The sequence below is a fragment of the Allobosea sp. RIT-PG3_2 genome (genome assembly GCF_057321085.1).
Map to the genome: position 1 here is coordinate 91,467 of NZ_JBXWCA010000010.1, position 25,473 is coordinate 116,939.

General features: G+C 67.3%; 29 protein-coding genes. 13 read left to right on the plus strand and 16 right to left on the minus strand.

Features of this window, described 5'->3' with window-relative positions; genetic code table 11:
* Positions 1 to 29 precede the first annotated feature (29 nt).
* The 6 genes from AC2FAN_RS23165 to AC2FAN_RS23190 form a co-directional block, all read right to left on the minus strand.
* Positions 30 to 605 (minus strand): methylated-DNA--[protein]-cysteine S-methyltransferase, encoded by a 576-nt coding sequence (locus AC2FAN_RS23165; RefSeq protein WP_485176494.1) that lies wholly within the window; start codon positions 603 to 605, stop codon positions 30 to 32.
* 90 nt (positions 606 to 695) lie between these two features.
* Positions 696 to 1,652: a protein-methionine-sulfoxide reductase catalytic subunit MsrP gene (gene msrP, locus AC2FAN_RS23170; RefSeq protein WP_485176495.1), complete on the minus strand. Its 957-nt coding sequence runs from the start codon at positions 1,650 to 1,652 to the stop codon at positions 696 to 698.
* 177 nt (positions 1,653 to 1,829) lie between these two features.
* On the minus strand, positions 1,830 to 2,939 hold the full coding sequence (gene leuB / locus AC2FAN_RS23175) for a 3-isopropylmalate dehydrogenase (RefSeq protein WP_485176497.1): 1,110 nt from the start codon (positions 2,937 to 2,939) through the stop codon (positions 1,830 to 1,832).
* 164 nt (positions 2,940 to 3,103) lie between these two features.
* Complete coding sequence (locus AC2FAN_RS23180) at positions 3,104 to 3,436, minus strand: DUF1236 domain-containing protein (RefSeq protein WP_485176499.1); 333 nt, start codon at positions 3,434 to 3,436, stop codon at positions 3,104 to 3,106.
* A gap of 129 nt (positions 3,437 to 3,565) precedes the next feature.
* Entirely contained in the window at positions 3,566 to 3,949 is a 384-nt protein-coding gene (locus AC2FAN_RS23185) for a RidA family protein (RefSeq protein WP_485176500.1), read from the minus strand.
* Positions 3,950 to 4,345: 396 nt separating this feature from the next.
* Positions 4,346 to 5,530 carry a lytic murein transglycosylase gene (locus AC2FAN_RS23190; RefSeq protein ID WP_265054271.1) on the minus strand — a complete coding sequence of 395 codons (1,185 nt, stop codon included), beginning with the start codon at positions 5,528 to 5,530 and terminating at the stop codon, positions 4,346 to 4,348.
* A gap of 135 nt (positions 5,531 to 5,665) precedes the next feature.
* Between AC2FAN_RS23190 and AC2FAN_RS23195 the strand changes: the two genes are divergently transcribed.
* From AC2FAN_RS23195 to AC2FAN_RS23205, 3 genes are all read left to right on the plus strand, one after another.
* Positions 5,666 to 5,926: a SemiSWEET family sugar transporter gene (locus AC2FAN_RS23195; RefSeq protein ID WP_265054272.1), complete on the plus strand. Its 261-nt coding sequence runs from the start codon at positions 5,666 to 5,668 to the stop codon at positions 5,924 to 5,926.
* Positions 5,927 to 6,001: 75 nt separating this feature from the next.
* The gene (locus AC2FAN_RS23200; protein WP_485176501.1) at positions 6,002 to 6,358 is read left to right on the plus strand and encodes a DMT family protein; all 357 of its coding nucleotides are present in this window, start codon (positions 6,002 to 6,004) and stop codon (positions 6,356 to 6,358) included.
* A 55-nt stretch (positions 6,359 to 6,413) separates the two neighbouring features.
* Positions 6,414 to 6,716, plus strand: coding sequence for a hypothetical protein (locus AC2FAN_RS23205; protein WP_485176502.1), 303 nt, complete (start codon positions 6,414 to 6,416; stop codon positions 6,714 to 6,716).
* A gap of 168 nt (positions 6,717 to 6,884) precedes the next feature.
* On the opposite strand, the gene AC2FAN_RS23210 is transcribed toward AC2FAN_RS23205, so the two are convergent.
* Both AC2FAN_RS23210 and AC2FAN_RS23215 read right to left on the minus strand, forming a co-directional pair.
* Positions 6,885 to 8,018, minus strand: coding sequence for a PQQ-dependent sugar dehydrogenase (locus AC2FAN_RS23210; protein ID WP_485176503.1), 1,134 nt, complete (start codon positions 8,016 to 8,018; stop codon positions 6,885 to 6,887).
* Between the two features lie 172 nt (positions 8,019 to 8,190).
* Positions 8,191 to 9,165, minus strand: coding sequence for a Bug family tripartite tricarboxylate transporter substrate binding protein (locus AC2FAN_RS23215; RefSeq protein WP_485176504.1), 975 nt, complete (start codon positions 9,163 to 9,165; stop codon positions 8,191 to 8,193).
* A gap of 139 nt (positions 9,166 to 9,304) precedes the next feature.
* Here AC2FAN_RS23215 and AC2FAN_RS23220 point away from each other — a divergent pair, with 139 nt between their 5' ends.
* A complete protein-coding gene (locus AC2FAN_RS23220) occupies positions 9,305 to 10,114 on the plus strand; it encodes a crotonase/enoyl-CoA hydratase family protein (RefSeq protein WP_485176505.1) in 810 nt (269 codons plus the stop codon).
* Positions 10,115 to 10,118: 4 nt separating this feature from the next.
* Here the strand turns inward: AC2FAN_RS23220 and AC2FAN_RS23225 are convergent, their stop codons facing one another.
* Complete coding sequence (locus AC2FAN_RS23225) at positions 10,119 to 10,598, minus strand: YaiI/YqxD family protein (protein ID WP_485176506.1); 480 nt, start codon at positions 10,596 to 10,598, stop codon at positions 10,119 to 10,121.
* 161 nt (positions 10,599 to 10,759) lie between these two features.
* Here AC2FAN_RS23225 and AC2FAN_RS23230 point away from each other — a divergent pair, with 161 nt between their 5' ends.
* Both AC2FAN_RS23230 and AC2FAN_RS23235 read left to right on the plus strand, forming a co-directional pair.
* Positions 10,760 to 11,962, plus strand: a complete 1,203-nt coding sequence (locus AC2FAN_RS23230; RefSeq protein ID WP_485176508.1) for a pyridoxal phosphate-dependent aminotransferase — start codon at positions 10,760 to 10,762, stop codon at positions 11,960 to 11,962.
* A 52-nt stretch (positions 11,963 to 12,014) separates the two neighbouring features.
* Positions 12,015 to 12,386 carry a rhodanese-like domain-containing protein gene (locus tag AC2FAN_RS23235; protein WP_485176509.1) on the plus strand — a complete coding sequence of 124 codons (372 nt, stop codon included), beginning with the start codon at positions 12,015 to 12,017 and terminating at the stop codon, positions 12,384 to 12,386.
* A gap of 77 nt (positions 12,387 to 12,463) precedes the next feature.
* Here the strand turns inward: AC2FAN_RS23235 and trmD are convergent, their stop codons facing one another.
* The 5 genes from trmD to ffh form a co-directional block, all read right to left on the minus strand.
* Positions 12,464 to 13,183 carry a tRNA (guanosine(37)-N1)-methyltransferase TrmD gene (gene trmD, locus AC2FAN_RS23240; protein WP_485176510.1) on the minus strand — a complete coding sequence of 240 codons (720 nt, stop codon included), beginning with the start codon at positions 13,181 to 13,183 and terminating at the stop codon, positions 12,464 to 12,466.
* 159 nt (positions 13,184 to 13,342) lie between these two features.
* The gene (locus AC2FAN_RS23245) at positions 13,343 to 14,017 is read right to left on the minus strand and encodes an HAD family hydrolase (protein WP_485176511.1); all 675 of its coding nucleotides are present in this window, start codon (positions 14,015 to 14,017) and stop codon (positions 13,343 to 13,345) included.
* Complete coding sequence (rimM, locus tag AC2FAN_RS23250; RefSeq protein ID WP_485176513.1) at positions 14,001 to 14,537, minus strand: ribosome maturation factor RimM; 537 nt, start codon at positions 14,535 to 14,537, stop codon at positions 14,001 to 14,003. Before rimM ends, AC2FAN_RS23245 begins: the two co-directional genes overlap by 17 nt.
* 99 nt (positions 14,538 to 14,636) lie before the next feature.
* Positions 14,637 to 15,005 (minus strand): 30S ribosomal protein S16, encoded by a 369-nt coding sequence (gene rpsP, locus AC2FAN_RS23255; protein ID WP_265054284.1) that lies wholly within the window; start codon positions 15,003 to 15,005, stop codon positions 14,637 to 14,639.
* Positions 15,006 to 15,061: 56 nt separating this feature from the next.
* The gene (ffh, locus tag AC2FAN_RS23260) at positions 15,062 to 16,633 is read right to left on the minus strand and encodes a signal recognition particle protein (protein WP_265054285.1); all 1,572 of its coding nucleotides are present in this window, start codon (positions 16,631 to 16,633) and stop codon (positions 15,062 to 15,064) included.
* 440 nt (positions 16,634 to 17,073) lie between these two features.
* On the opposite strand from ffh, the gene AC2FAN_RS23265 reads away from it, so the two are divergent.
* The 5 genes from AC2FAN_RS23265 (at position 17,074) to AC2FAN_RS23285 (ending at position 20,608) form a co-directional block, all read left to right on the plus strand.
* Positions 17,074 to 17,631, plus strand: coding sequence for a CAP domain-containing protein (locus AC2FAN_RS23265; protein ID WP_485176514.1), 558 nt, complete (start codon positions 17,074 to 17,076; stop codon positions 17,629 to 17,631).
* A 162-nt stretch (positions 17,632 to 17,793) separates the two neighbouring features.
* Positions 17,794 to 18,135: a hypothetical protein gene (locus AC2FAN_RS23270; protein ID WP_265054287.1), complete on the plus strand. Its 342-nt coding sequence runs from the start codon at positions 17,794 to 17,796 to the stop codon at positions 18,133 to 18,135.
* Between the two features lie 126 nt (positions 18,136 to 18,261).
* Positions 18,262 to 18,888 (plus strand): LysE family translocator, encoded by a 627-nt coding sequence (locus AC2FAN_RS23275; protein WP_485176516.1) that lies wholly within the window; start codon positions 18,262 to 18,264, stop codon positions 18,886 to 18,888.
* Positions 18,889 to 18,907: 19 nt separating this feature from the next.
* A complete protein-coding gene (locus AC2FAN_RS23280) occupies positions 18,908 to 19,516 on the plus strand; it encodes a class I SAM-dependent methyltransferase (protein WP_485176517.1) in 609 nt (202 codons plus the stop codon).
* A 33-nt stretch (positions 19,517 to 19,549) separates the two neighbouring features.
* Positions 19,550 to 20,608 carry an MBL fold metallo-hydrolase gene (locus AC2FAN_RS23285; RefSeq protein WP_265054875.1) on the plus strand — a complete coding sequence of 353 codons (1,059 nt, stop codon included), beginning with the start codon at positions 19,550 to 19,552 and terminating at the stop codon, positions 20,606 to 20,608.
* 173 nt (positions 20,609 to 20,781) lie between these two features.
* Here the strand turns inward: AC2FAN_RS23285 and AC2FAN_RS23290 are convergent, their stop codons facing one another.
* On the minus strand, positions 20,782 to 21,387 hold the full coding sequence (locus AC2FAN_RS23290) for a GyrI-like domain-containing protein (protein ID WP_485176518.1): 606 nt from the start codon (positions 21,385 to 21,387) through the stop codon (positions 20,782 to 20,784).
* Positions 21,388 to 21,833: 446 nt separating this feature from the next.
* Here AC2FAN_RS23290 and dapF point away from each other — a divergent pair, with 446 nt between their 5' ends.
* The gene (gene dapF, locus AC2FAN_RS23295) at positions 21,834 to 22,718 is read left to right on the plus strand and encodes a diaminopimelate epimerase (RefSeq protein WP_485176519.1); all 885 of its coding nucleotides are present in this window, start codon (positions 21,834 to 21,836) and stop codon (positions 22,716 to 22,718) included.
* Positions 22,718 to 23,989 (plus strand): tRNA (N(6)-L-threonylcarbamoyladenosine(37)-C(2))-methylthiotransferase MtaB, encoded by a 1,272-nt coding sequence (mtaB, locus tag AC2FAN_RS23300; protein WP_485176521.1) that lies wholly within the window; start codon positions 22,718 to 22,720, stop codon positions 23,987 to 23,989. The genes dapF and mtaB overlap by 1 nt, the downstream gene beginning before the upstream one ends.
* Positions 23,990 to 24,265: 276 nt before the next feature.
* Here mtaB and AC2FAN_RS23305 read toward each other — a convergent pair whose 3' ends face one another.
* Positions 24,266 to 25,375: a sulfite oxidase gene (locus AC2FAN_RS23305; protein WP_485176522.1), complete on the minus strand. Its 1,110-nt coding sequence runs from the start codon at positions 25,373 to 25,375 to the stop codon at positions 24,266 to 24,268.
* Between the last annotated feature and the right edge of the window lie 98 nt (positions 25,376 to 25,473).

The following is a 25,473-nucleotide window of genomic DNA, read 5'->3' on the forward strand; positions in this document are numbered from 1 at the left end:
CGCGAAGGCCGAGTGTCCACCCAACCGCATTACTGCCGCGGCGGCCGGGCAGCGAGCGGCAGCGCGTCGAACAGGCTGGGCTCGCCGCTGGTGCGCGCCTTCTCGATCGTCAAAATCCTGAGCTTGGTCTCGACGCCGCCATCGGCCGAGAAGCCGCCCGTCTTGCCGCCGGCCGCGAGAACGCGGTGGCAGGGCACGATGATCGGCCACGGGTTCTGGCCGAGCGCCACGCCGACGGCCCGCGCCGCGCCGGGATCGCCGATGCGAGCCGCGACCTCGCCATAGGTCAGCGTCTCGCCGGGCGGGATGGCGAGCGCGACCTCGTAGACCTTGCGGTTGAAATCCGAGACCACCTCGATCGCGATCGGAAGATGCGAGAGATCGCGCGCCTCGCCGGTCAGCAAAGCCCGGATCGATGCCACGGCCTCGGCGACGAAGCTCTCCGCCCCGGCCTCCTCGGCCTCGGGAAAGCGCCGCGCCAGCCGCCGACGCGCCGCCGCCTCGTCGCCTTCCGGCAGTTGCGCCCCGATGAAGCGCTCGCCTTCCCAGGCCAGCGCACAGGTGCCGATCGCCGTCTCGAAGAGATGGAAATGCTGGGTGGCCATGGTCGCTCTCCCGGTCCGCTGCGTGGACGGAACCGATCTAGCATGCCGGATAGCGGCCAGGGCACCCGAAAGCTGGCAGCAGAGGCCGGCTCACATGAAGAGCTTCTCGCCCTCCAGCCCCTTGTAGAGCCCTGCGACCTGCTCGCCATAGCCGTTGTAGATCAGAGTCGGCCGCCGGTCGCGCGAGCCCAGCACTTGCTCGCTCGCCTGGCTCCAGCGCGGATGCGGCACCGCCGGGTTCACATTGGCCCAGAAGCCGTATTCCGAGGCCTGAAGCCCCTCCCAGAAGGTCTTGGGCCGCTCAGCCACGAAGCTGATCTTGCGGATCGATTTCACCGATTTGAAGCCGTATTTCCACGGCGTGATCAATCGGATCGGCGCACCGTGCTGCGTCGGCAGCGGCTTGCCGTAGATGCCCGTCACCAGCAGCGGCAGCTCGTTCGTCGCCTCCGCGATGGTCAGCCCCTCGGTATAGGGCCAGGGATACCAGCGCTGACCCTGGCCGGGCGCGACGCGAGGGTTCAGGAAGGTCTCAAAGCGGATGTATTTCGCTGAAGAGAGCGGCTTTGCGAGCGCGACAAAGGATTTGAGCGGGATTCCGGTCCAGGGTACGGCCATCGCCCAGGCCTCGACGCAGCGGAAGCGGTAGAGCCGCTCTTCCAGCGGCAGCTTGCGCACGAGATCGTCGAGGCCGATCTCGAAGGGCTTCTCGACCATGCCGTCGACCTGGATCGACCAGGGACGCGTCGCGAGGCGCCGCGAGGCCTCGACGATGTCCTTCGACATGCCGAATTCGTAGAAGTTGTTGTAGTTCGCGGCGTCCTCCTCAGCCGTCAGCGCCACATCGATCTTGTAGGCCTCGTTGCGCTTGGCCGGATAGAGATCGAGCGTCGGATCGGGCGTCTGCGCCATCGCGCTTCCCGGCAGCGCAGCCCCCACGATCAGCCCCGCCCCTGCGCCGATCAACTGGCGGCGGTTGAGGAAGGCGCCCTCCGGCGTGGCCTGGCTTTCCGGCATTTCCCAGCCGGCACGGCGCTTGATCAGCATGACGGACATACTCCGTTTCGATGGCCGCTGTTAGGCCACGAAAGCGGGGTCACGGCAATTCACGAGGGGGAGAGGTTTCCCCAGCCGGTCATGGTCGGGCTTGACCCGACCATGTCTGGAAGAATTTGGCTGGTTTACGAGATGGTCGGGTCAAGCCCGACCATGACGCAGATATTCTCAGCCCCGCGCTTCCAGCGCCTTGATGATCGCCTGGCCCATCTCGCTGGTCGAGACGGCGTTGGCGCCCGGTGCGGCGATGTCCTTGGTGCGGGTGCCCGAGCCGAGCACGTCGGCGATCGCGCCTTCGAGCCGGTCGGCTGCCTCGCCGGCGCCGAACGAATAGCGCAGCGCCATGGCAAAGGAGCCGATCATCGCGATCGGGTTGGCAAGGCCCTTGCCGGCGATGTCCGGCGCCGAGCCATGGACGGGCTCGTAGAGCGCCTTGCGCTTGCCGGTGGCCGGGTCCTCTGCGCCGAGCGAGGCGGAGGGCAGCATGCCGAGCGAGCCTGTCAGCATGGCCGCGACGTCGGAGAGGATGTCGCCGAAGAGGTTGTCGCAGACGATGACGTCATACTGCTTCGGCCAGCGCACGAGCTGCATGGCGCAGTTGTCGGCCAGCACATGCTCGAGCTCGACATCCCCATATTCGGCGGCATGGAGCGCGGTGACCGTCTGCTTCCAGAGCACGCCGGTCTTCATGACGTTGTGCTTCTCGGCCGAGGAGACCTTGTTGCGGCGGGTGCGCGCCAGTTCGAAGGCGACGCGGCAGATGCGCTCGATTTCCGGGGTCGTGTAGATCTGGGTGTCGACGCCGCGCTTGGAGCCGTCCTCCAGCGTGACGATCTCCTTCGGCTCGCCGAAATAGACGCCGCCGGTGAGCTCGCGCGCGATCAGGATGTCCAGGCCTTCGACGACCTCGGGCTTGAGCGACGAGGCCGAGGCTAGCGCCGGGTAGCAGATCGCCGGGCGCAGATTGGCGAACAGACCGAGATCCTTGCGCAGGCGCAGCAGCCCGGCTTCCGGCCGGTGCTGGTAGGGCACATCGGCCCATTTCGGCCCGCCGACGGCGCCGAAGAGCACGGCGTCGGCATCCTCAGCCAGCTTCATGTCGCCTTCCGAGATCGCGGCCTTGTGCGCGTCATAGGCCGCGCCGCCAACGAGCCCCTTCTCGATCTCGAAGGAGCCGAGGCCCTGCTTGCCGAACCAGGATACGATCTGCTCGACCTGGCCCATCACCTCGGGGCCGATGCCGTCGCCGGGGAGCAGCAGGAGCTTATGGGTTGCCATGATCGTGAAGCCTCGTGTCCAGGTCGTTTCCTGCGCAGGCTGATAGGCGGCGGGGCGCCGCCATGCAAGCCGAAGCCCCGCAGAGCCGCCACGCAAAAAGCCCGCCCCTGTCGGGGCGGGCCTTCTTGACCGTCAGGCCGCGAGTGCCGCTCGCGACGCGGCGGTCACTCGATGATCTGGATGACGCGGCGGGTGCGGGGCTCGACCAGCACGGCGCGGTCGTTCACCACGGTATAGCGGTAGTTGCTGACGCCGTATTCGGCCGGCACCTCGCGATAGACCACGCCCTGCTGCGGCAGCACCGTGCCGACCGCGAGCGGCTGGGCGTAAGTGAAGGAGGTCGGGCGCTGCGTGATGACGTATTCCTTGAAGCGCGGCGCAAGCTCGCTGCGCATCGACGGCGCTTCCGGCAGGCCGTTGGGCTGGCCCTGGCCCTGCGCCATGGCGGCGGCGGGCAGCAAGACGAGGCCCGCGGCGAAAACGATATTCCTGAGCATCTGGATGTCCTTCATCTGCGACGAAGCCGAAGGTCGCCCTTTGCTATCCCTATGCTCGAAGAACGGCCCGGCCAGCATGAGGTTCCGCAGAAAATGCGAAAGCCGGTGATGCGCCGCCCGAGGAGGCGCTCAGCTCCGCAACCGCGCCGTCACCTCGATCTCGACCTTCATCTCCGGCTTGAGCAGCCCTGCGATGACATAGATGCCGGCTGCCGGCCGGATCTCGCTGAAGATCTCGCCGCAGACGCCGAGCAGCGGCTCGCAATAGCTGCGATCGGTGACGAAATACTGAGCCCGGACGATCTGCGACAGCGACGAGCCGGCCTCCTCCAGCACCGCCCCGATCGTGCGGAAGATGTTGCGGGTCTGCTCGGCCGGATCATCCGGCATCGCCATGGTGACGTAGTCATAGCCGGTCGTGCCGGAAATGAAGACGAGATCGCCGTCGATCACGGCCCGCGAATAGCCGAAGGAGCGCTCGAAGGGCGAACCGGTGGAAATGAGGCGGCGCATGGCGAATTCTCCGAAGAACCAAAGCGGGTCATCCCGGACGACCGAAGGAAGAGCCGGGATCCATGCCTGAAGATTCCCCGAAAGGCTCAGGCATGGGTCCCGGATCGGCGCCGCTGACGCGGCTTGTCCAGGATGACCAGCCATTCATGCAGTATGGCCGCAGACGCCACCCGTTTTCTGGAAAGCAGCGCCTGGAACCTGCTGATTTTGACACGGAACCATGCCGTCATTCCGGGGGGCCGTAGGCCCGAGCTCGGAACCCAGAACCGACGCCCTCTGCCGGAAGGGCGGCTGGGCTCCGTTTCCTTGCCGACACGCCGCATCGGTTCTGGGTTCCGGGCTCATTGCTTCGCAATGCCCCGGAATGACGGCGGAGTTCCACATCGATCAATGCGTCTAGACCCGCCCGCCCTTCAGCGCGCGCAGAACCTTCTCGCCCGGCCGGCCGGTCTGCGGCATGCCGATCTTCCCCTCGATCTCCTTGATCGCGGCCCGCGTCAGCGCGCCCACCGCGCCATCGGGCTCGCCGACATTGTAGCCGCGCGCGATCAGCAGGCGCTGCAGCTCGCGCCGCTGCTCGCGCGACAGCGGCAAATCGTCGGTCGGCCAGTCGCCCTGCACGCCCGGCCGGCCACGCAGCCGGTCGGACAGGAGGGAGATGGCCAGGGCATAAGAGTCCGCGCCGTTATAGCTGTAGGCGGCGTCGTAGTTCTTGAAAACGAGGAAGGCCGGGCCGTTGCGGCCGGCCGGCATGAGCAGGCCTGCATTGCCGGTGCCGTTCAGCGCCGAGCCGTCGTATTTCACGATGCCACGCGCCGCCCAGGTCGAGACGGGGTGCTTCGGGTTGCGCCCGGTCGGCCCGGAATAGCCATCGGGCACGCGCACCTCGTAGCCCCAGGTCGCGCCGGTGACCCAGCCCGCCTTGGCCATGAAGTTCGCAGTCGAATGCAGCGCGTCGGGAATCGAGTCGACGAGATCGCGCCGGCCGTCGCCATCGCCGTCGACCGCGAGGCGCAGATAGGTCGAGGGGATGAACTGGGTGTGGCCGAAAGCGCCGGCCCAGGAGCCGAACAACCGCTCGGGCCTGACATCGCCGCGCTGGATGATCTGCAGCGTCGCGATCAGCTCGCCCTTGAAGAAGGCGTTGCGGCGCGGCGCCAGGCAGGCGCCGGTCGAGAGCGCCTGCACGAGCGGCATCTTCCCGCGCGCCTTGCCGAAATCGCTCTCGACGCCCCAGACGGCGGCGATGGTGTGGCGGTCGACGCCGAAGCGCTGCTCGGCCGCCGCCAGCGTCGAGGCGTGCTGGCGCATCATCGAGCGCCCTTCCGCGACCTTCTCGTCATCGACCAGCGTGCCGAGATAGTCCCAGATCGGCGTCTTGAACTCCGGCTGGTTGTTCATCGCCTCGATCACCTTCATGTCCGGCTCGACGCCGGCCATGGCCCGATCGAAGGTCGCGCTCGATACGCCCTTGGCCGCAGCGGCCGAACGCAGGCCCGCGAGGCAGGATTGGAAGTCCGCTTGAGCCGGGGCGGCGGAAGCAAGCAGGACGAGTGGCAAGGCCAATGTGATTGCGCGCATGGGTCTCCACCGAATCGCATGAACCACGCGAAGCTAGGCCGCTGTGGTTAATGGAGATTAACGATCGAGAATGGCGGCACGAAGAAGCGAATCCGGCTATGGGAAAACCATCATCCCTCCCGCGATTCGTCCGCCATGTCGCCAGCCGCCATCGAGCTCCTCGGCTTCGCCGCAGCCACACTGACCAGTCTGTGCTGGCTGCCGCAGGCCTGGCGCACCATCCGCACCCGCGACACCCGCGCGATCTCGCTGTGGACGCAAGGGCTATTTGCCGCAGGCACCGCGCTGTGGCTGAGCTACGGCATCCAGATCCTGTCCTGGCCGGTCATCGCCGCCAACGCCCTCACCCTTCTCCTCGTTCTCGTCATCATCTCGATGAAGCTTCGCTTCGGCTGAGCGCCGGAACTGTTGCGCCGAACGCCCGTTGTCAGCCGTCGCCCAACCAAGCCGTCGCGAAGAGAGCCCCCCGGCATGCCCTCCCTGACCACCGCCCATATCCTGCCGATCGCGATGCTGTTCGGCTCGAACATCTTCATGACCTTCGCCTGGTACGGGCACCTCAGCTACAAGAGCACCGCGATCTGGCTCGCCATCCTCGCCAGTTGGATGATCGCACTGCCGGAATACATGCTGGCCGTGCCGGCCAACCGCATCGGCTCGGCCATCTATTCCGCCGCCGAACTCAAGACGATGCAGGAAGTCATCACGCTCACGGTTTTTGCCGGCTTCTCGGTATTCTGGCTCAAGGAATCCTTGACCTGGAGCCATGCCGTCGGCTTCGCCCTGATCGCAGCGGGCGCCTTCTTCATCTTCCACGCCAAGGTCTGAGGACGCGACGCTCCGGCCGATATCTCCAACGACAAACCGACCAGGAATACCTGCCTTGAACAAGACGGCACTGATCCTCTGCGGCCTCCTGCTCGCCCCGGCGGCGGCGATGGCCGGCCCGACCTGCAGCCCGAGCAGCGAGCGCGCGCGCATCCTGTCCGCCGCGTCGCCGAACGCGATCCACCGCAACTGGCAGGGCGGCAAGCAGCTCGGCTATGGCTGGTCGCTGCAGGTCGAGCGCAGCACGCATGACGCGGCCGGCACCGAATACTATGTCGGCGACCTCTACGATCCGGACGGCCAGCTCGCGACGCGGAAGGTCTTCGCCGTTGAAAGCGAGTGGGATTGCGGGCCGTAAGGCGGGGCGCCGGGCATCATTTCTCGGGCGAAATCCTCGGACCCGATCTTCGATCGGTCCAAGGATAAACCCCGCGTAGACCCGAGAATCGCTAGCAATATGAGGCTGAAAGAGCCTCTCTCGGCGAGAGATGCTCGGGTCAAGCCTGAGCATGACGCGCCTTCATGCTCACCTGGCCGGTCGCACCCTCAGGATCTTGCCGTTGGCATCGTCGCTGAGCAGGTAGAGGAAGCCGTCCGGCCCCTGCCTGACATCGCGGATGCGCTCGCCGATCGTGGTCAGCAGGCGCTCTTCGCCGGTCACCTTTTCGCCTTCGGTCGAGAGCCTGACCAGCATCTGGCCGGCGAGCGCGCCGACGAAGAGCGAGTTCTTCCAGGCCGGCCAGACAGGGCCGGTATAGAAAGCGGCGCCTGACGGCGCGATCGACGGGTCCCAATAGAACAGCGGCTGCTCCATGCCCGGCTTCGCCGTGCCCTCGCCGATCTTCGCCCCGGAATAATCGATGCCGAAGGTGATGACCGGCCAGCCATAGTTCAGCCCGGCTTTCGGCGTGTTGACCTCGTCGCCGCCGCGCGCGCCATGCTCGGCCGTCCAGAGCTGCCCGCTCTCCGGATGCAGGGCAGCGCCCTGCACGTTGCGGTGGCCGATCGACCAGATTTCCGGCGCCCAGCCCTGCTTCCTGGGATTATCGGCCGGCGCGCCGCCCTCCGGCCGGATGCGGATGACCTTGCCGAGATGGTTGGCGGGGTTCTGCGCCTGGTCGCGCTCGCTGTAGCGGTCACCCACGGTGACGAAGAGCGCGCCCGTCCGGTCGAAGACGAGGCGGGAGCCGAAATGCATGTTCGAGCTGATCGTCGGCATCTGCCGGAAGATCACCTCGACGCCGGTCAGGGCGGTGCCCTGCTCGTTCAGCTTCCCCCGCCCGACGCTCGTGCCGTTGCCGCCCGAGCGCGGCTCGGCGAAGGAGAAGTAGACGAAGCGGTTCCGTGCGAACGCGGGATCGAGCGTCACGTCGAGGAGCCCGCCCTGCCCGCGCGCCATCACGCTCGGCACGCCCGTGATCGGCCGCGACAGCTTGCCGTCGGTCTCCACGATCCTGAGCCGGCCCGGCCGCTCGGTGACGAGCATGCGCCCGTCCGGCAGGAAGGCGAGACCCCAGGGGTTTTCCAGCCCGCTCGCCACTGTCTCGACGGCGAGTTCTCCGGCGCTGGACGGGAAGCGCTGCTGGGCTATGGCGGATTGCGACAGGAACGCCCCGAGCATCCCCGTCGCAAACGTCAGTCCCGCAAACACAAACCGCATCGTCGTCTCCCATCCATCGTCCGGCCCTGCCAGAGATAGAGGTCAACGTCGCGGATCACCAAGCCGTTGCGACGAGCTCACGACGAAGTGAGGCGTTTACGGCAACGAAACGGCACCGTCGTTCCGGGCGCACCACTGAGGCGGCCTGCCCGGAATGACGGGGAGATACCGCTTATTCCGGCTTCACGCCGGCGTCGGCGATGATCTGCTTCCAGGTCGCGATTTCCTGGATGTGGTAGGGCTTGAACGCGGCGAGATCGCGCACCTTGAGCGTGAAGCCGAGCTTCAGGATGGCATCGCGGGTCGCCGGCTTGTTCAGCGAGGCGATGACGGCCTTGGACAGCGTGTCGAGCACGTCATCCGGCGTCTTCACGGGAGCGAAGAAAGCCGCCCAGGAATCGGCATCGGCATTGCTCACGCCCTGCTCGCGCAGCGTCGGGATATTCTTGGCGCTCGGGTTGCGCTCCGGGCTCGCGATGGCGAGCGCCCTCAACGTGCCGGCATTGATCTGCTCCAGCACGCTCGGCAGCGTCGAATTGGCGATGTCGATGCGGCCGGCGATGATTTCCTGCACCAGCGGTGCGGCGCCCCTGAACGGCACATGCGTCATCTTGATGCCGGTGCGCTGCATGAACAGCTCCATCGCCAGATGCGAGCCGGAGCCGACACCGGTCGAGCCGTAGTTGAGCTTGCCCGGATCGGCCTTGGCGAGCGCGATCAGCTCGGGAATCGTCTTGGCCGGCAGGTCGTTGCGGACGACGAAGGCGTGCTCGAAGGCGCCGACGCCGGCGAGCGGCGCGAAATCCTTGACCGCGTCGTAGCCCGGCTCCTTCAGCAGGAACATGTTGTTGCCATGCGTCTGGTTGTTGCCGAATACGATCGTGTAGCCGTCGGGGGCGGCATGAGCGACGGCGCGCGTGCCGACCGCGCCCGACGCACCGGCCCGGTTGTCGACGACGACGTTGTGCCCGAACGCGACCGTGAGGTCTTGCGCCACGAAGCGCGCGATGGCGTCGGTCGGCCCGCCCGCCGGATAGGGCACGACCAGGGTGATGACCTTGCTGGGGAAGCTCTGGGCCCGGGCCACAGACGGAGCGAGGACGGCGCCGGCCATCAGGCCGAGCGTGGAACGGCGGGTCAACGACATGAACTTCCTCCCGGACGCCCGCCTCTATGGCGGTGCTGATTTCGCGGCAGATTTACGGGCAAAGGCGACATGCGTCCAGCGCCAGATATGCGCCGGCTAAAGCAGGGTAGCCTGCGCCATAAACAGAGGAGGACGGCCGATGACGGTACGCATCGAGAGGCAGGGCAAAGTCGCGACGGTCGTCCACAGCCGGCCGGAAGCGCGCAACGCCATGGACCCCGAGAGCGCCGAGGCGCTGACACGCGCCTTCCTCGAACTCGACGGCGATGAGGAGACCGCCGCGATCGTGTTCTGGGGCGAAGGCGGCGCCTTCTGCGCCGGTTGGGACCTGAAATACGCCCAGGCCTTCACCGATGCCGAGCGTTTCGAACGCGAGATCGTCGAGGGCCTCGCCTTTCCGCCCGCTGGTACGCCACCGCGGGGCCCGATGGGCCCCTCGCGATTGGAGATGAGCAAGCCGCTGATCGCCGCGGTCGAAGGCCCGGCAGTCGCCGGCGGCATGGAGCTGGCGCTGTGGTGCGACGTCCGCGTGATGGCGGAGGACGCCTATTTCGGCGTCTACTGCCGGCGCTGGGGCATTCCGCTGATCGATGGCGGCACGGTCCGCCTGCCGCGCCTCGTCGGCCAGGGCCGCGCGCTCGAGATCATCATGACCGGCCGGAAGGTCGAAGCCGACGAAGCCCTGCGCATCGGCCTGTGCGAGAAGGTCGCGCCAAAGGGGCAGGCACGCGCCGCCGCGGAGGCGATGGCGCAGGAGATCGCGCGCTTCCCGCAGGGCGCCGTTCGCGCCGACCGCGCCAGCGCCATCGCGGGACATGGTCTGAGCGTCAGGACCGCGCTCGAACAGGAATGGAAACGAGGCGTCCACACCATCGCAACGGAGGGCGCGGCCGGCGCCGGCCGTTTTGCCGCCGGCAAGGGACGCGGCGGCGATTTCTCGGAGATCTGACGCGTCAGGGCACGAGCCCGGCCCGCTTCAGCCGCTGGATCGCGAGGTCGAGCGCCTGCAGGAAGGCCGAGCGATCCTTCGGCGAGAACGGCTTCGGCCCGCCGCTGGCCGCGCCCATCGCCCGCAGATCCTCCACCATGTCGCGCGTAGCCAGCGCCATGCCGATCGAGGCCTCGGTGAACGGTTTGCCGGTCGACCCGATGACGTCGGCGCCGGCCTTGATGCAGCGATCGGCCAGCGGAATGTCGGCCGTCACGACGATCGACCCGCGTCCGACGCGCTCGGCGATCCAGTCATCGGCCGCATCGAAGCCGCCAGAGACCGTCACGCGTTCGATCCATGGCTCGCGGGGCACGTTGATGAAGCTGTTGGCGACGACGAAGACCTTGACCCGGTGGCGCTCGGCGACGCGGTAGATCTCCGGCTTCACCGGGCAGGCATCGGCATCGACATAGATCGCAATGGTTGCGGCTGTGCTCGTCATGCCCCGGCCTTCGCATGCTCGGGCTGCGGGATCAAACGGCGGAAATTCATGACGCTTCTGCAAAACATCAAGCAGTTGCGCTTGCGATCATGGCCGGCAGGTCATAGACCACGCGCGCGCCTGCTGCGGCGCATCCTTTCCGCTCCCCGGAGATCAGTCCCATGGCCTTTCTTGCCGATGCCCTGAAGCGCGTGAAGCCCTCAGCGACCATCACGATCACGCAGAAGGCCCGCGACCTGAAAGCCCAGGGCAAGGACGTGATCTCGCTCTCCGTCGGCGAGCCCGATTTCGACACGCCGGACAATATCAAGGAAGCGGCCATCGCCGCGATCCGGCGCGGCGAGACCAAGTACACCCCGGTCTCCGGCATCCCGCAGCTGCGCGAGGCCGTCGCCCGCAAATTCAAGCGCGAGAACGGCCTCGACTACAAGGCGAGCCAGACCATCGTCTCGACCGGCGGCAAGCACGTCATCTACAACGCGCTGCTCGCCACGCTGAACCCCGGCGACGAGGTGATCTGCGTCTCGCCCTACTGGGTCAGCTATCCCGAGATGGTCGCGCTCTGCGGCGGCACGGCGAACTTCGCCGAGACCTATCTCAAGAACGACTTCAAGCTGCAGCCGGAAGACCTCGAGAAGGCGATCACCCCCAAGACCAAGTGGGTGATCCTGAACTCGCCGTCGAACCCCTCGGGCGCCGCCTACAGCCACGCCGAGATGAAGAAGCTCACGGATGTGCTGATGCGCCATCCCCATGTCTGGATCCTGACCGACGACATGTACGAGCACCTCGTCTATGGCGACTTCCAGTTCGTCACGCCGGCGCAGATCGAGCCCGCCCTCTACGAGCGCACGCTGACCATGAACGGCGTCTCGAAGTCCTATGCGATGACCGGCTGGCGTATCGGCTACGCCGCTGGCCCGCAGCAGCTCATCAACGCCATGGACCTGGTCCAGGGCCAGCAGACCTCGGGCACCTCGGCGATCTCGCAATGGGCCGCGGTCGAAGCTCTCGACGGCACGCAGGATCACATCCCGGTCTTCAGGAAGGCGTTCGAGCGCCGCCGCGACCTCGTCGTTTCCATGCTGAACCAGACCCGCGGCCTGAAGTGCCCGACGCCGGAAGGCGCCTTCTACGTCTATCCCGACTGCTCGGAGCTGATCGGCAGGAAGCTGCCGAGCGGCAAGGTGATCGAGACCGACGAGGATCTCGTGATGGGCCTGCTGGAGACGGAAGCCGTCGCGGCCGTGCACGGCTCCTCCTTCGGTCTCGGCCCGAACTTCCGCATCTCCTACGCCACCTCGGACGAGAAGCTGGAAGAGGCCTGCCGCCGCATCCAGCGTTTCTGCGCCGAGCTGCGCTGAGACGATGGCGACCGGCGCCGCAACGCGCCGAATCTTTCTGGCCGGGAGCCTCGTGCTCCCGGCCTCTTTCGTTTTCGGGCAGAGCGCGAACACGCTCGCCCCGCGCGAAGCGTTTGAAGCCGCTCAGGCAAAGCGAATCCTGCTGATCGATATCCGCAGCGCGGAGGAATGGGCCGATACCGGCCTGCCGCAGGGCGCCCTAGCGTTCGATGCCGATGCGCCGGCCTTCGAGGTCCGCCTCGCCGGGCTTCGTCTCGACAACCCCGGCAAGCGCATCGCGCTGATCGACCGCACCGGCGCGCAGGCCGTGGCCGTCGCGCAGAAGCTGGCCGGACGCGGCTGGCGCGATCTCGCGGCGGTGCGGGGCGGCGTGCTTGGGCCGGGTGGGTGGCTGGCCGAGAAGCTGCCACTGACGCCGCCGTAGAATCCTTCTCCCTTCGAGGAGAAGGTGTCTGCGAAGCAGACGGATGAGGGCCGTCGGTGCCGGCCTTCCCTCATCCGTCAGCGCTTCGCGCTGCCACCTTCTCCCCCGAGGGGAGAAGGATTCAACAGGTCCGGCCTTCTCTCCCGCGTGATCGTCTCCGCCTGCTGGCGCCGCCATTTCGCGATGCGGGCATGGTCGCCGGAGAGCAGCGCCTCGGGCAGGCCCCTGCCTTCCCATTCGCGCGGGCGGGTGTAGTGCGGATATTCGAGCAGGCCGTTCTCGAAGCTTTCGTCCTCGCCCGAGGCTTCCTTGCCCATCACGCCGGGAATGAGCCGCACGCAGGCATCGAGCAGCGTCAGCGCCGCCATCTCGCCCCCCGAGAGGATGTAGTCGCCGATCGAGACCTCGATCAGGTTGCGCCCCTCGATGACGCGCTCGTCGACGCCCTCGAAGCGCCCGCAGACGATGACGAGGCCGGGGCCATCAGCCCATTCGCGCACCTGGCGTTGCTGAAGCGGCCGCCCGCGCGGCGACATGAGCAGGCGCGGGCGTTCATCCTCGGCCGGCACGGCGGCATCGATCGCCGCCCCCAGCACGTCGCAGCGCAGCACCATGCCGGCGCCGCCGCCGGCCGGGTTGTCGTCGACATTGCGATGGCGGCCGATGCCGTGCTCGCGGATCTGGTGGGTATCGAGCGCCCACAAGCCCTTGCGCAGCCCCTCGCCCGCCAGCGAGATGCCGAGCGGGCCGGGAAACATCTCCGGGTAGAGCGTCAGGATCGAGGCATGGAAGGGCATGGCTTAGTCCAGTCCAGCGTTTGAAAAACCGCCGTCATCCCGGGCGAAGCGAAGCGCAGACCCGGGATCCATGCCTGAGCGTAATCGAAAAGAGTTCAGGCATGGATCCCGGATCGGCGCGGCTGCGCCGCTTGTCCGGGACGACACACCGATTGGAAGCTAACCGAAGCGCAATGCCGGCAACCCGTCCAGCGCCGTGAAATCGCGAACCGAGGCGATCAGGTTGCCATAGGCCGCGAAGCCGCCGGCATCGAGCATCGTGAGCAAGGCGATGGCGCGCATGCCGGCGCGATGCGCGGCCTCGACACCGAGCGGCGCATCCTCGAAGACGATGCAGTCGGCGGGTTGAACCTTCATGCGCTCGGCCGCGGCCAGGAACATGTCCGGATGCGGCTTGCCGCGGAAACCCTGGCTCGGCGAGACGATGGTGGCGAAGCGCTGGCGCAGGCCGAGCGTGTCGAGCACCACCTCGATATTCGCCGGCGGTGCGGCGGTCGCCACCGCCATCGGGATGCCGGCCGCTTCGGCGCGCGCGATCAGGTCGAGGAAGCCGGCATTCGCGGCGACATGCGGCAGGTATGCCTCCCGATAGAGCGCCTCCTTGGAATCGCTCATCGCATCCAGTTCGGCGACGGCCGCCTGCGGGAAATAGGAGGAGATGATCTCGTTGCCGGCCATGCCGGCGGTGCGCGCGGCAAAGGTGTTGCGGTCGAACGGCAGGCTGTTGCTGACGTGCCAGCTTTCCCAGGCATCGTCATGGAAACGCATGTTGTCGACGATGGTGCCGTCCATGTCGAAGATCAGCGCGCGGGCCGGCTTATCGCTTGGCATCATTTGGTTGACCGTCGTCGGGTTCGAACAATCCAGCCGGCGGCTCGGCCTCGATCCGCCTTGCGGCGATGTCGATGCGCGGCACGACAGCTTTGGTGAAGGGTATCAGCACCGAGCGCCCGTCCGGCGTCTCGATATCGAGCAGGTCGCCCGCGCCGTAATTCTCGACTGTCGTGACGGTTCCGAGCGTCGCCCCATCGGGGCCGATGACGGTGCAACCGATCAGATCGGCATGCAGGAACTCATCCTCATCCTCGCTCGCGGCCAGCTTGTCGCGCGCGACGAGCAGCTCGACGCCGTTCAGCGCTTCCGCCTGCTCGCGGGTCGTCACGCCCTTGAGCCGCGCGACGACCACCTCCTTGGCGGGGCGGACGTCATCGATCTCGTAGATTCGGCCCTTGCGGTCGACCAGCGGGCCGTAACCGGCGATCGCGAGCGGATCGCCGGTGAAGGTCTTGATCCTGACCTCGCCGCGCACGCCATGCGGCGCGCCGACGATACCGAGCAGGATGAGATCGCTCATGTCAGCACGTCATGCTCGGGCTTGACCCGAGCATCTCCTGCAAGAGGTTCTCGGGCCGAAGCTGCGCTTCGCCCGAGAATGACGCGCGGACAGTCAAGCTCACGCCTCGGCAGAGGCTTCGGCAGCCGGGGCAGCGGCCTTCTCGGCCTTCTTCTCGGCGCGCTCCTTGGCCTTCTCGCCCGGAACGGCCTTGTTCGGGTTGTTGCGGGCCGGGCGCTTGGCGATGCCGGCGGCATCGAGGAAGCGCAGCACGCGGTCGGTCGGCTGGGCGCCCTTGGCGAGCCAGGACTGCACCTTCTCGAGGTCGAGAACGACGCGCTCGGCCGAATCCTTCGGCTTCATCGGATCATAGGAGCCGATCTTCTCGATGAAGCGGCCATCGCGCGGCGAGCGGGCGTCGGCGACGACGATGCGATAGTAAGGGCGCTTCTTGGCGCCGCCGCGGGTCAGGCGAATCTTGAGGGACATTGTCTTCTTCCTTTGGTTTGAAGTTTGAAGTTTGAAGTCGTGTTGAATGGTGAAGGCTACTTCTTCTTGCCGAACGGTCCGCCCAGCCCGGGCAGCCCGCCGCCGCCGAGGCCCGGCAGCTTCGGCATCATGCCGGCCGGGGGCGTGATGCCCTTCGGAAGCCCTGGGAAACCGCCAGGGGGCATCGAGGGCAAGCCACCGCCCGCGCCGAGCTGCTTCTGCAGTTCGGCGAGCTGGGCGGGATCCATCTTCGACGGGTCGGGCATGCCGGCGGGAAGACCGCCGCCGAGCCCAAACATGCTGCCGAGCTTGCCGAGCATGCCACCCTTCTGCTTGCTCATCATTTTCATGGCGTCAGCCATGCCGCGATGCATCTTGAGCAGCTTGTTGATGCTCTCGGCCGAGGTGCCGGAACCGGCCGCGATGCGCTTCTTGCGGCTGTTCTTGAGCAGGTCGGGGTTCTTGCGCTCGGCCGGCGTCATCGAATCGATCGCGGCGATCATGCGCTTGAACATCTTGTCGCCGACGCCCGCGCTGGCGAGCTGGGACTGGGCCTGCTTCATGCCGGGCAGCATGCCCATCACGCCGCCGATGCCGCCCATCTTCTCCATCTGCTGAAGCTGCGCACGCATGTCGGAGAGATCGAACTGGCCCTTCGCCATGCGCTGCGCGGTCGCCTGCGCCTGCTCGGCATCGATCGTCTCGGCCGCGCGCTCGACGAGGCTGACGATGTCGCCCATGCCGAGGATGCGGTTCGCGACACGAGAGGGATGGAAATCCTCGAGTTCGCCGACTTTCTCGCCGGTGCCGACCAGCTTGATCGGCTTGCCGGTGACGGCACGCATCGAGAGCGCCGCGCCACCGCGCGAATCGCCGTCCATGCGGGTCAGCACGATGCCGGTGAGGCCAACGCGTGCATCGAAGGCGCGCGCGGTGTTGACCGCGTCCTGGCCGGTCAGCGCGTCGGCGACGAGCAGCACCTCGTGCGGGTTCGTCGCGGCCTTCACCTCGGCGACCTCGGCCATCAGCGTGTCGTCGAGCGTGACGCGGCCGGCGGTGTCGAGCATGACGACATCGTAGCCGCCGAGCCGCGCCGCCTCGATGGCGCGCTTGGCGATCTGCACGGCCGACTGGCCGGCGACGATCGGCAACGTCTGCACGCCGACCTGTGTGCCGAGCACCGCGAGCTGTTCCATGGCGGCCGGGCGTCGCGTATCGAGCGACGCCATCAGCACCTTCTTCTTGTTCCGCTCGGTCAGCCGCTTGGCGATCTTCGCGGTCGAGGTCGTCTTTCCGGAGCCCTGCAGACCCACCATCAGGATCGGCACCGGCGGCACGGCGTCGAAGCCGATGCCCTCGCCCTCCCCGCCGAGCGTGTCGATCAGGACGTCGTTGACGATCTTGATGACCTGCTGGCCGGGCGTGATCGACTTCAGAACCTCGGCGCCGACGGCGCGCTCGCGCACCTTGTCGGTGAAGCTGCGGACGACCTCGAGCGCGACGTCGGCCTCCAGCAGCGCACGGCGAACCTCGCGCAGCGCGGCGTTGACATCCTCCTCGGTCAGCGCGCCCCGGCGGGTCAGCCCCGAGAGGATGCCTGAGAGTCTGTCGCTGAGCGTGCCGAACATGCGGACCTGCCTGCTTGCCTCAAGGAGCCTTCACGGCCGAGCCTCATCGCCAAACGGTTTCGCGCCCGAGGGCGCAGACGCGCTGTCGGGCGTTGACCTCCGGGCTCATGGAAGCGCTAGGCGCGGCCCGGTCGGCGGATGTGGTTTCGGCGATGTCGGCGAAACGAATGCGGTCTTAAAGCCGAAGACCATGGCGAAAGTCAAGTTTTGGGGGAAGTCGTGCCGGCTGGCCGCATCCCCTGGTTGCAATTCCATGCGCCCTGCCGCATTCCTGTGCCCAGCCCTGCGTCTTCCAGGCTTGGCCGATCGCCGGGGATTCTAGTCCGCAAGGGCTTCTGCCGGGTTATCGACGGTGCGCGGTGCGGCTGAGGTCTTTCGGCCCCAGAAAGGCCCATATCGGGCGGCATCGCTCGCCTCCCTGTTCGCAACGATGCTGGTCCATGAAACGCTCCTCGGTCCTCGCTCTCCTGGCCCTGTCCTGTCTGCTCGCGGCCTGTGCCGGCGGTTCGCGCCAAGACGGCCCGCTGAATCCCAGGACGGTCGAGAAGATCGCCGCCGTCTCGCTCGATCCGGCATCGGCGGGGCGCATCCTCAACGCCTATCGCGCCAGCAACGGCCTCGGCCCGGTCAAGCCCGATCCGCGCCTGATGGCGATGGCGCAGCGCCAGGCCGATGCGATGGCCGCGCAAAATGCGCTCTCGCATGATGCCGGCGGCAGCTTCGGCGCGCGCGTGCAGGCGGCGGGCATCGACAGCGCCCGGGCGGCCGAGAATCTCGGCGGCGGCTACTTCTCGACCGAGGAAGCCTTCGCCGGCTGGCGCCAGTCCTCCGGCCACAACGCCAATCTCCTGATGAAGGAGGCGACCCGTTACGGTATCGCCCTCGCCAAGGATCCGCGCACGAGCTACGGGGCCTGGTGGGTGCTGGTGGTCGCCGCCGACCCCGAGCGGCGCGTCACGCTCGACACCGGGCCGCTCGTACCCGTCCAAAGGCGTTGACGAGCGAAATTCCGAGATGACAGGCCGTGGCCCTTGCGGCTAGCAATGACGTCCTTTTCAAAGAGGATACATACTGCAATGGCCAAATTGTCTGGAATAGCATTCGCTCTAGCTGCCCCGTTGCTGATCGCAGGCGTGACTGTGGGTCAGGCACAGCCTTGCGTGACGAATTTCAACTCTGCCGGCGTGCCGATGGTCTCGCAGATTACCTACAAGACCTGGGATCTCTTCAAGAAGCCGCCGGCCGCCGTGCTGCCCGCGATCGCCAGGGCGATCCAGGCCGATGGCGACTTCATGGACATCCGCACCGACAAGGCCAGCGGCACGATCTCCGCGATACAGGAGGTGACCGGCTCCGGCCGTCCGCAGCTCCTGAAAGTGACCACGCGCAAGCAGCCGACCGGCACGCGCGTCGACATCGCCTTCACCGTGCAACCCGGCCAGATGTCGCCGGAAGGAGCTGTCCGGACAGCCCTCTGCGACTTCCTCGACAGCGCGCGCTGAGCCGTCGCGAGCCCGAGAACACGGGGCTCGCCGAAAACGCCGGGCACCGATTTCCAATCCTGGAGCCCGGCTCTTTACAAGAGACCGCATTTGGTGATGGCTCTGGTTTTTACGGAGCCTCCCATCATGACCTTCGAAGCCTGGGCCGCCTTCGCCGCCGCCACCGCCGTCCTCCTGGTCATTCCCGGACCGACGATCCTCCTCGTTATCTCCTATGCGCTCGGACAGGGCTGGCGCACCGCCTTCCCGATCGCCGTCGGCGTCGCGCTCGGTGATTTCACGGCGATGACGCTCTCCATGCTCGGCGTCGGCGCCTTGCTCGCCACCTCCGCCATGGTCTTCACCGCGCTGAAATGGATCGGCGCTGCCTATCTCATCTGGCTGGGCATCAAGCTGTTCCGGGCCGGCGGCACGCTCGACGCCAAGCCGCGCGAGGATGCCGCCCCCGCCTGGAAGATGCTCGGCCATGCCTGGCTGGTGACGGCGCTCAACCCCAAGAGCATCACCTTCTTCGTGGCCTTCCTGCCGCAGTTCCTCGACACGAAGGGCGATTTCTGGACGCAGATGCTGATCTTCGAGGCGACCTTCATCGGCCTCGCCTTCGCCAATGCCATGGGCTACGCGCTGGTCGCCTCCCGCGCCCGCGCCGTCGTCAGCAATCCCCGCGCGATCGGGCTCTTCAACAAGGCCGGCGGCACGCTGCTGATCGGCGCCGGCGTCGCGACGGTGGCGATCCGCTCCGGCAGCAACTGAACGAACGGCCTCCGCGACCATGACGGCGAAAGACCTGTCGACGCTCGGCTTCTACGCCGCCGAGGCGGAAGCCTACGCCGCGCGCAAGCGCGAGCCGGAGCACCGACGGATCGATCTTTTCGCCAGGACGCTACGCCCCGGCGCCCGCATCCTCGAGCTCGGCTGCGGCGGCGGCCAGGACAGCGAGGCGATGCTGGCGCGCGGCTTCGACCTGTTTCCGACCGATGGTTCGCCGGAGCTGGCACAACAGGCCGAGCAGCGGCTCGGCCGCCCGGTCGGTGTGCTGCTTTTCGAGCAGTTGGACGAGGTCGAGGCCTATGACGGCATCTGGGCGCATGCCTGCCTTCTGCATGCGCCGCGCCCGGCCCTGCCCGGCATCATAGACCGCATCCATGACGCCTTGCGGCCGGGCGGAATCCTCTATGCCAGCTTCAAGGCGGGAGAGGCAGAGGGGCGGGACGGTCTCGGGCGCTATTTCAACTATCTCTCGACCGACGAGTTGCAGCTGGCCTTCGGCGAGAAGCCTCGCTGGCAATCTCTGCGGATCGAGGAAGACATGGGTTCGGGCTATGACGGCATGGCCGCGCGCTGGCTTCACGCCTTGGCGATCAAATCGCAGGAGGCTTGACGCTGCGTCGCGGCGTCCTACTTCTCCTTGGCCATGAACCGTCGCAAGCTTCTCTCATTCCTCGGCCTGGGTGCCCTGCTGGCCTCGACCGGCGCGGCCTGGGCGGCGATCTCCCGCTCCCGCAATCCTTATTATCAAGGCCCCGTCAGCGACCATTTCGACGGTGTCCTCTTCAGCGACGGGCGCACCGTCAGCAAGGGTCTGCTCGACGTGCTGCGCTGGCAGACCGGCAAGCGCGAGCGCGAGGCCTTCCCGCTAGCCTATGGCACCCCACCGCAGGACAAGCCGCCGGCCCGCGTCGACGGCGCCCGCATCGTCCATCTCGGCCACGCCTCGTTCCTCTATCAGGTCGGTGGCCTCAACCTGCTGATCGACCCGGTCTATTCCGAGCGCGCCAGCCCCTTCTCCTTCATCGGGCCGAAGCGGGTGAATGCGCCCGGCGTCGCCTTCGACGACCTGCCGGCGATCGACGCCGTCCTCATCACCCACAACCACTACGACCATCTCGATATCGAGACGCTGGCACGCCTCCACCAGCGCGATCGGCCGCGCCTGATCATGCCGCTCGGTAACGACTCGATCGTCAGGGCCCGCATCCCGGATGCACGCACCGAGGCGCATGACTGGAACGAGCGGCTGCAGCTCTCCGATACCGTCGCGGTCACGCTGGTGCCGAGCTACCACTGGTCGGCGCGCGGCGCCTTCGACCGGCGTATGGCGTTGTGGTGCTCCTACATTATCGAAGCTGCGGGCACGAAGATCTTCCACATCGGCGATACCGGCTATCACGACGGTTCGCTCTATGAGCGGCTTGGCCGCGAGCACGGGCCGTTCCGCCTCGCCGTGCTGCCGATCGGGGCCTACGAGCCCCGCTGGTTCATGTCCGACAACCACATGAACCCGGACGAGGCCGTGAAGGTGATGCTGGCGCTACGCGCCGAGCAGGCGATCGGCCATCACTGGGGCACGTTCCAGCTCACCGACGAGGGCGTGGAGCGCCCGCCCGCGGCGCTGAAGGCCGCGCTGGCTGAGGCCGGGCTGCCGGAAGAACGCTTCAGGCCGATGCGGCCGGGGCTGAGCTGGATAGGGTAGGCGCCGCGCCGTCATTCCGGGGCATCGCGCAGCGATGAGCCCGGAACCCGGAAACGATGCGCTTTCCGCAACAGTCCTCGGTCGCAAGGGCCCTTCCGATGGACGGCTTCGGTTCTGGGTTCCGGGCTCACGCCTTCGGCGCGCCCCGGAATGACCGCGCCGGAAACTCAGCCCTATTTCGGCTGCACGTAGACGTTGATTTCGAGGTTCGGATCGCCGGGATCGTTGAGCTCGCTGACATATTCCTCGAGGAAGGAATCCTTCACGACAATGCTCTTCGCTTCGAGATAGGCGGTGATCGTCTCGTAGGTCGAGTCGATGTCGTCATAGGGCGCCTGATGCAGGAAGCGGAACGCGCGCCCTGCCGGTGACGTCCCCATTCTGAAATCGGGGCTGAGCGAGGGCGCCTGTCCACCGGCGGGAATCGCGACCGGCAGCATCGCATCGAAGCGGAAGCCGTCATCGGTCGTCTCGACGAAGAGCGTGAGCGGGCGCCCGGCGACCGCCAGCCCGCTTCTCTGGGCCTCGGCGCGCAGGGCCCTGAAGCTGTCCGCCAGCTTCTGGAACCCCTGGTCCCAGGTCGCCTGGCCCGACATCGTCAGGACAGGCTTGGGCGCAAGAGTAACCTCGGCGACATCGCTGCTGTCGGAGCCCTTGCCGGCCAACGTCGCATTGGGATCGGGCACACCGGTCTGCTGCTGCGACGGAGCCGGCGGAAGCGGCTGGCCCGGCGCAGGCAGGGTCGGCGGCGGCTGCACCGGCTGCGGCTCTAGCGGCATCGATGGGGCCGGCTGGACAGGTTGGGGCGTCACCGGACCGGGAAGCGAAGGAGCAGGTTGTACCGGCTGCGGACCGGGCTGCGCCTCGGGGACAGCAGTCGGCGGCGTCTGAGCCGGAGCCGAAGGCACTTGTGCAGGCGAAGGAGCCTGCGCGGGGGCAGCGCCGGGTGGCGGCGCGAGCGGCGCCGACTCGACGGGGCTCGGCGGGGCCACGCGCCCCTGCGCCAAAGCCATATTGCTGGATACGCTCGCCATGCCGGCGAACGCCAGAACACAAATCCGGGAATACCGCCGAGAATCACGCATTGTCACGGCCCTGAGTTTCACGCGATTCGCGCCCTTGCAGCGCAGCATAGAATGTCCACCTTCTCGCAGGAACGGGGATGAGGGTGGCTTTTTCACGTCGCCTCGGCCATAGACCCCGTATTCATGGGACGTGTGACCAAATGAACGCTCTGGCTCATCGCCGGTTCCTGAAAATGAACGGGCTCGGCAACCAGATCACGGTGCTCGACCTGCGCGGCACCAGGCATCGCGTCAGCGAGGCCGAGGCCCGCGCCATCGCCTCCGAGCCCCGCGCCCGCTTCGACCAGCTGATGGTGCTGCACGATGCCGTGACGCCCGGCACCGACGCCTTCGTGCGCATCTACAACACCGACGGTTCCGAGGCCGGCGCCTGTGGCAATGGCACCCGCTGCGTCGCCTGGGCGATGATCACCGATCCCGAGATGGGCGATCCCGCGAAGAGCCGCCTTGCCCTACAGACAAAGGCCGGCCTGCTGCCCACGATCCGCGACGGCGAGACCCTCTTCACCGTCGACATGGGCGCGCCACGCCTGGCCTGGGACGAAATCCCGCTGGCCGAGCCGTTCGAGGACACCAGCCGCTTCGAATTGCAGATCGGCCCGATCGACCATCCCATCCTGCACACCCCCTGCGCCGTCAACATGGGCAACCCCCACGCCGTCTTCTTCGTCGAGGACCCCTACGCCTACAATCTCGAACAGATCGGCCCGCTGCTCGAGAACCACCCGATCTTCCCCGACCGCGCCAATATCGAACTCGCGGCGGTGAAGGCGCCCGATCACATCGTGCTGCGCGTCTGGGAGCGCGGCGCCGGCATCACGCAGGCCTGCGGCTCGGGCGCCTGCGCGGCGCTGGTGGCGGCCGTCAGGCGCGAGCTTTCCGCCCGCAAGGCCACGGTCAGCCTGCCCGGCGGCGACCTCACCATCGAATGGCGCGAGAGCGACGGCCATGTGCTGATGACCGGCCCGGTCGAGTTCGAATGGGAAGGCACGCTCGACCCGGCGCTGTTCGCGAGCGCGGCCTGATGCCGCTGGAGGTCGTCACCTTCGGCTGCCGCCTCAACATCGTCGAGAGCGAGGCGCTTAAGCTCCAGGCGGAAGCCGCCGGGCTGAAGCACGCCGCCATCGTCAACTCCTGCGCCGTGACCGCCGAGGCGACGCGGCAGGCGCGGCAGGCCGTTCGCCGTCTCAAGCGCGAGCAACCCGACCGCCCGGTCATCGTCACCGGCTGCGCCGCCCAGATCGAGCCCACACGCTTCGCGGCGATGCCGGAAGCGGATCGGGTTCTCGGCAATGACGAGAAGCTGCGCCCGGAAAGCTGGGCCGCGCTTGCCCGCTCGAACAGCCTCGGAAGCGCCGATGCCCGGGCCGAGGACAAGCTCGACGTCGGCGACATCATGGCGCGCACGACGCTGCGGGCGCCGGTGACGGGCCGCTTCGCCGGCCACACGCGCGGCTTCGTCCAGGTCCAGAACGGCTGCGACCACCGCTGCACCTTCTGCGTCATCCCCTTCGGCCGTGGGAATTCGCGCTCGCTGCCAGGGAGCGACGTGATCGCCCAGTGCCGTCGGCTGGTCGAGGCAGGGGCGCAAGAGATCGTGCTGACCGGCGTCGACCTCACCAGCTATGGCCGCGACCTGCCGGATATGCCGACGCTGGGCCTGCTGGCACAGGCTATTCTGCGTGCATTGCCCGAACTGCCGCGCCTGCGCCTCTCCTCGATCGATGCGGTCGAGGTCGACGACACATTGCGCGATCTGCTCGCGACCGAAGCGCGGCTGATGCCGCATCTGCATCTATCGCTGCAGGCCGGCGACGATCTCATCCTCAAGCGCATGAAGCGCCGCCACAGCCGCGAAGATGCCGTCCGCTTCTGCGCCGATATCCGCGCCCTGCGCCCCGATATCGTCTTCGGTGCTGACCTCATCGCCGGCTTCCCGACCGAGGACGAGGCGATGTTCGCCCGCTCCGTCGCGCTGGTCGAGGAATGCGGGCTGAGCTTCGTCCATGTCTTCCCTTATTCCGCCCGCCCCGGAACGCCGGCGGCACGCATGCCGCAATTGCCCGGCTCGGTGGTTGCCGAGCGGGCGGCACGACTGCGAATGGCGGCGGGCGCCGCGCACGAGCGACACCTCGCCGAGCGCGTCGGACGGCCGCTCAGCGTCCTGACCGAGCGCGGCAACACTGGTCGGGCTGAGGATTTCACCCTGGTCCGTTTCGATCGCGACATCGCGGCTGGCGAGATCGTGGCGGTGACCGGCCACGCGGCCGATGGGAAGGCCCTTCTCGCGGCATAGCGTCTTGATTGAAACGCATGTCATCCCGGACGCAGCGAAGCGGAGATCCGGGATCCATGCCTGAACCTTCAACGGAAGCGCTCCGGCATGGATCCCGGGTCAAGCCCGGGATGACGGCGTGGTTCCGTACAAGATCAGCGCGCTATGATTTTGGCGAAAGGGAGTAGCCGCCCCGGTCGCCGATGGGAGGGAGGAGGAGAGACCGGGGCGGCGGAGCCTTGCCGAAGCGGCGGGCCCGGACATTAGACGCGGCAGCGCCGAAAAAGGTTCAAATCTTCAAGCGACCGCGGAGCCGCGCACGCGCTGCACCTGATTATTGCAGTAACCGCGCGGATTCCAGGCGATGTCCAGCGGCTGGCTGTTGCCGGCAACGTCGTGCGCCCGCGCCATGATCACGAACGGGCCGGCCCGCTCGGCGGAAATCTCCGTCTCGAAGCGCCGCCAGGCAAAGCTCCCCTCGCCCGGTTGCAATGGAACCTCCTGCCAGCTCTCGCCGCCGTCGCTGGAGAGCTCGACCGAAGCGAGCGGAATGGCGCCGCTCCAGGCAAAGCCGCCGACCGCCAAGCGCTCGCCGGATTTGACACTGAAGCCATCGGCTGGCGTCGTGATCAGCGATTTCACCGGCATATCGGTGATCACCGAGAAATTCGCCGGTTCGAGCGCATCGCCCGGGCGCATCGGCTGGATCGGAAGCCGGTAATCCGTCCCGCGCATCTTCTCGCCGTCATGCTCGATGGGGCGCAGGCTGACCCGGTCGAGCCATTTCTGCCAGGCCGAGCCGGGATAGCCCGGCGCCACGATCCGCAGCGGGCCGCCATGCAGGCGGGGCAGCGGCTCGCCATTCATCGCGAAGGCGATCAGCGTCTCCGGGGCCAGCGCCTTGGCCATCGGCAGACCGCGCGAGAGCGCAGCTTTCTCCGGCTTCCCGATCTGCCGGTCGGGCGCATGATGCGCGGTATAGACGGCGCTCGGCTTCGGCCCCGCATGTTCGAGCACATCCGCCAGCCGCACGCCGGTCCAGCGCGCGCAGCCGACGGCGCCGAGCCGCCATTGCAGCCCGTCCGTTGCCGGCGAGAACTGCGAACGGCCATTGCCGGCGCATTCGAGGACGGCGGTGACAGTGACCTCCTCGAAGCGCTGGCGCAGCCCCGCGACGGTCCAGACGGTCGGTCTCTCGACCTCACCGTCGATCGTCAGCGTCCAGCCGCGCTCGTCGCCGATCTCCGGCAATTCGCCGTTGTTGCGGATGAAGAAGGAATCGATCGGCGTGATCGACACGTCGAGCAGCGCGAGCCCCGGCTCGGCGTTCAGGGCCTCTTCCTCGTAGACATGGAGCCCGGGCTTCAGCCGGCGCAGCAGCGGTAGTTCGACGAGACGACGAGGCAAACGGCGATCTTCTCCGTGACGGACCCGCGGCGGCGATTCAGCCCCGCGGCAGCCGGCACAGAAGACACATTGTTCCCCCGGCTGTCGACCGCCTCGCG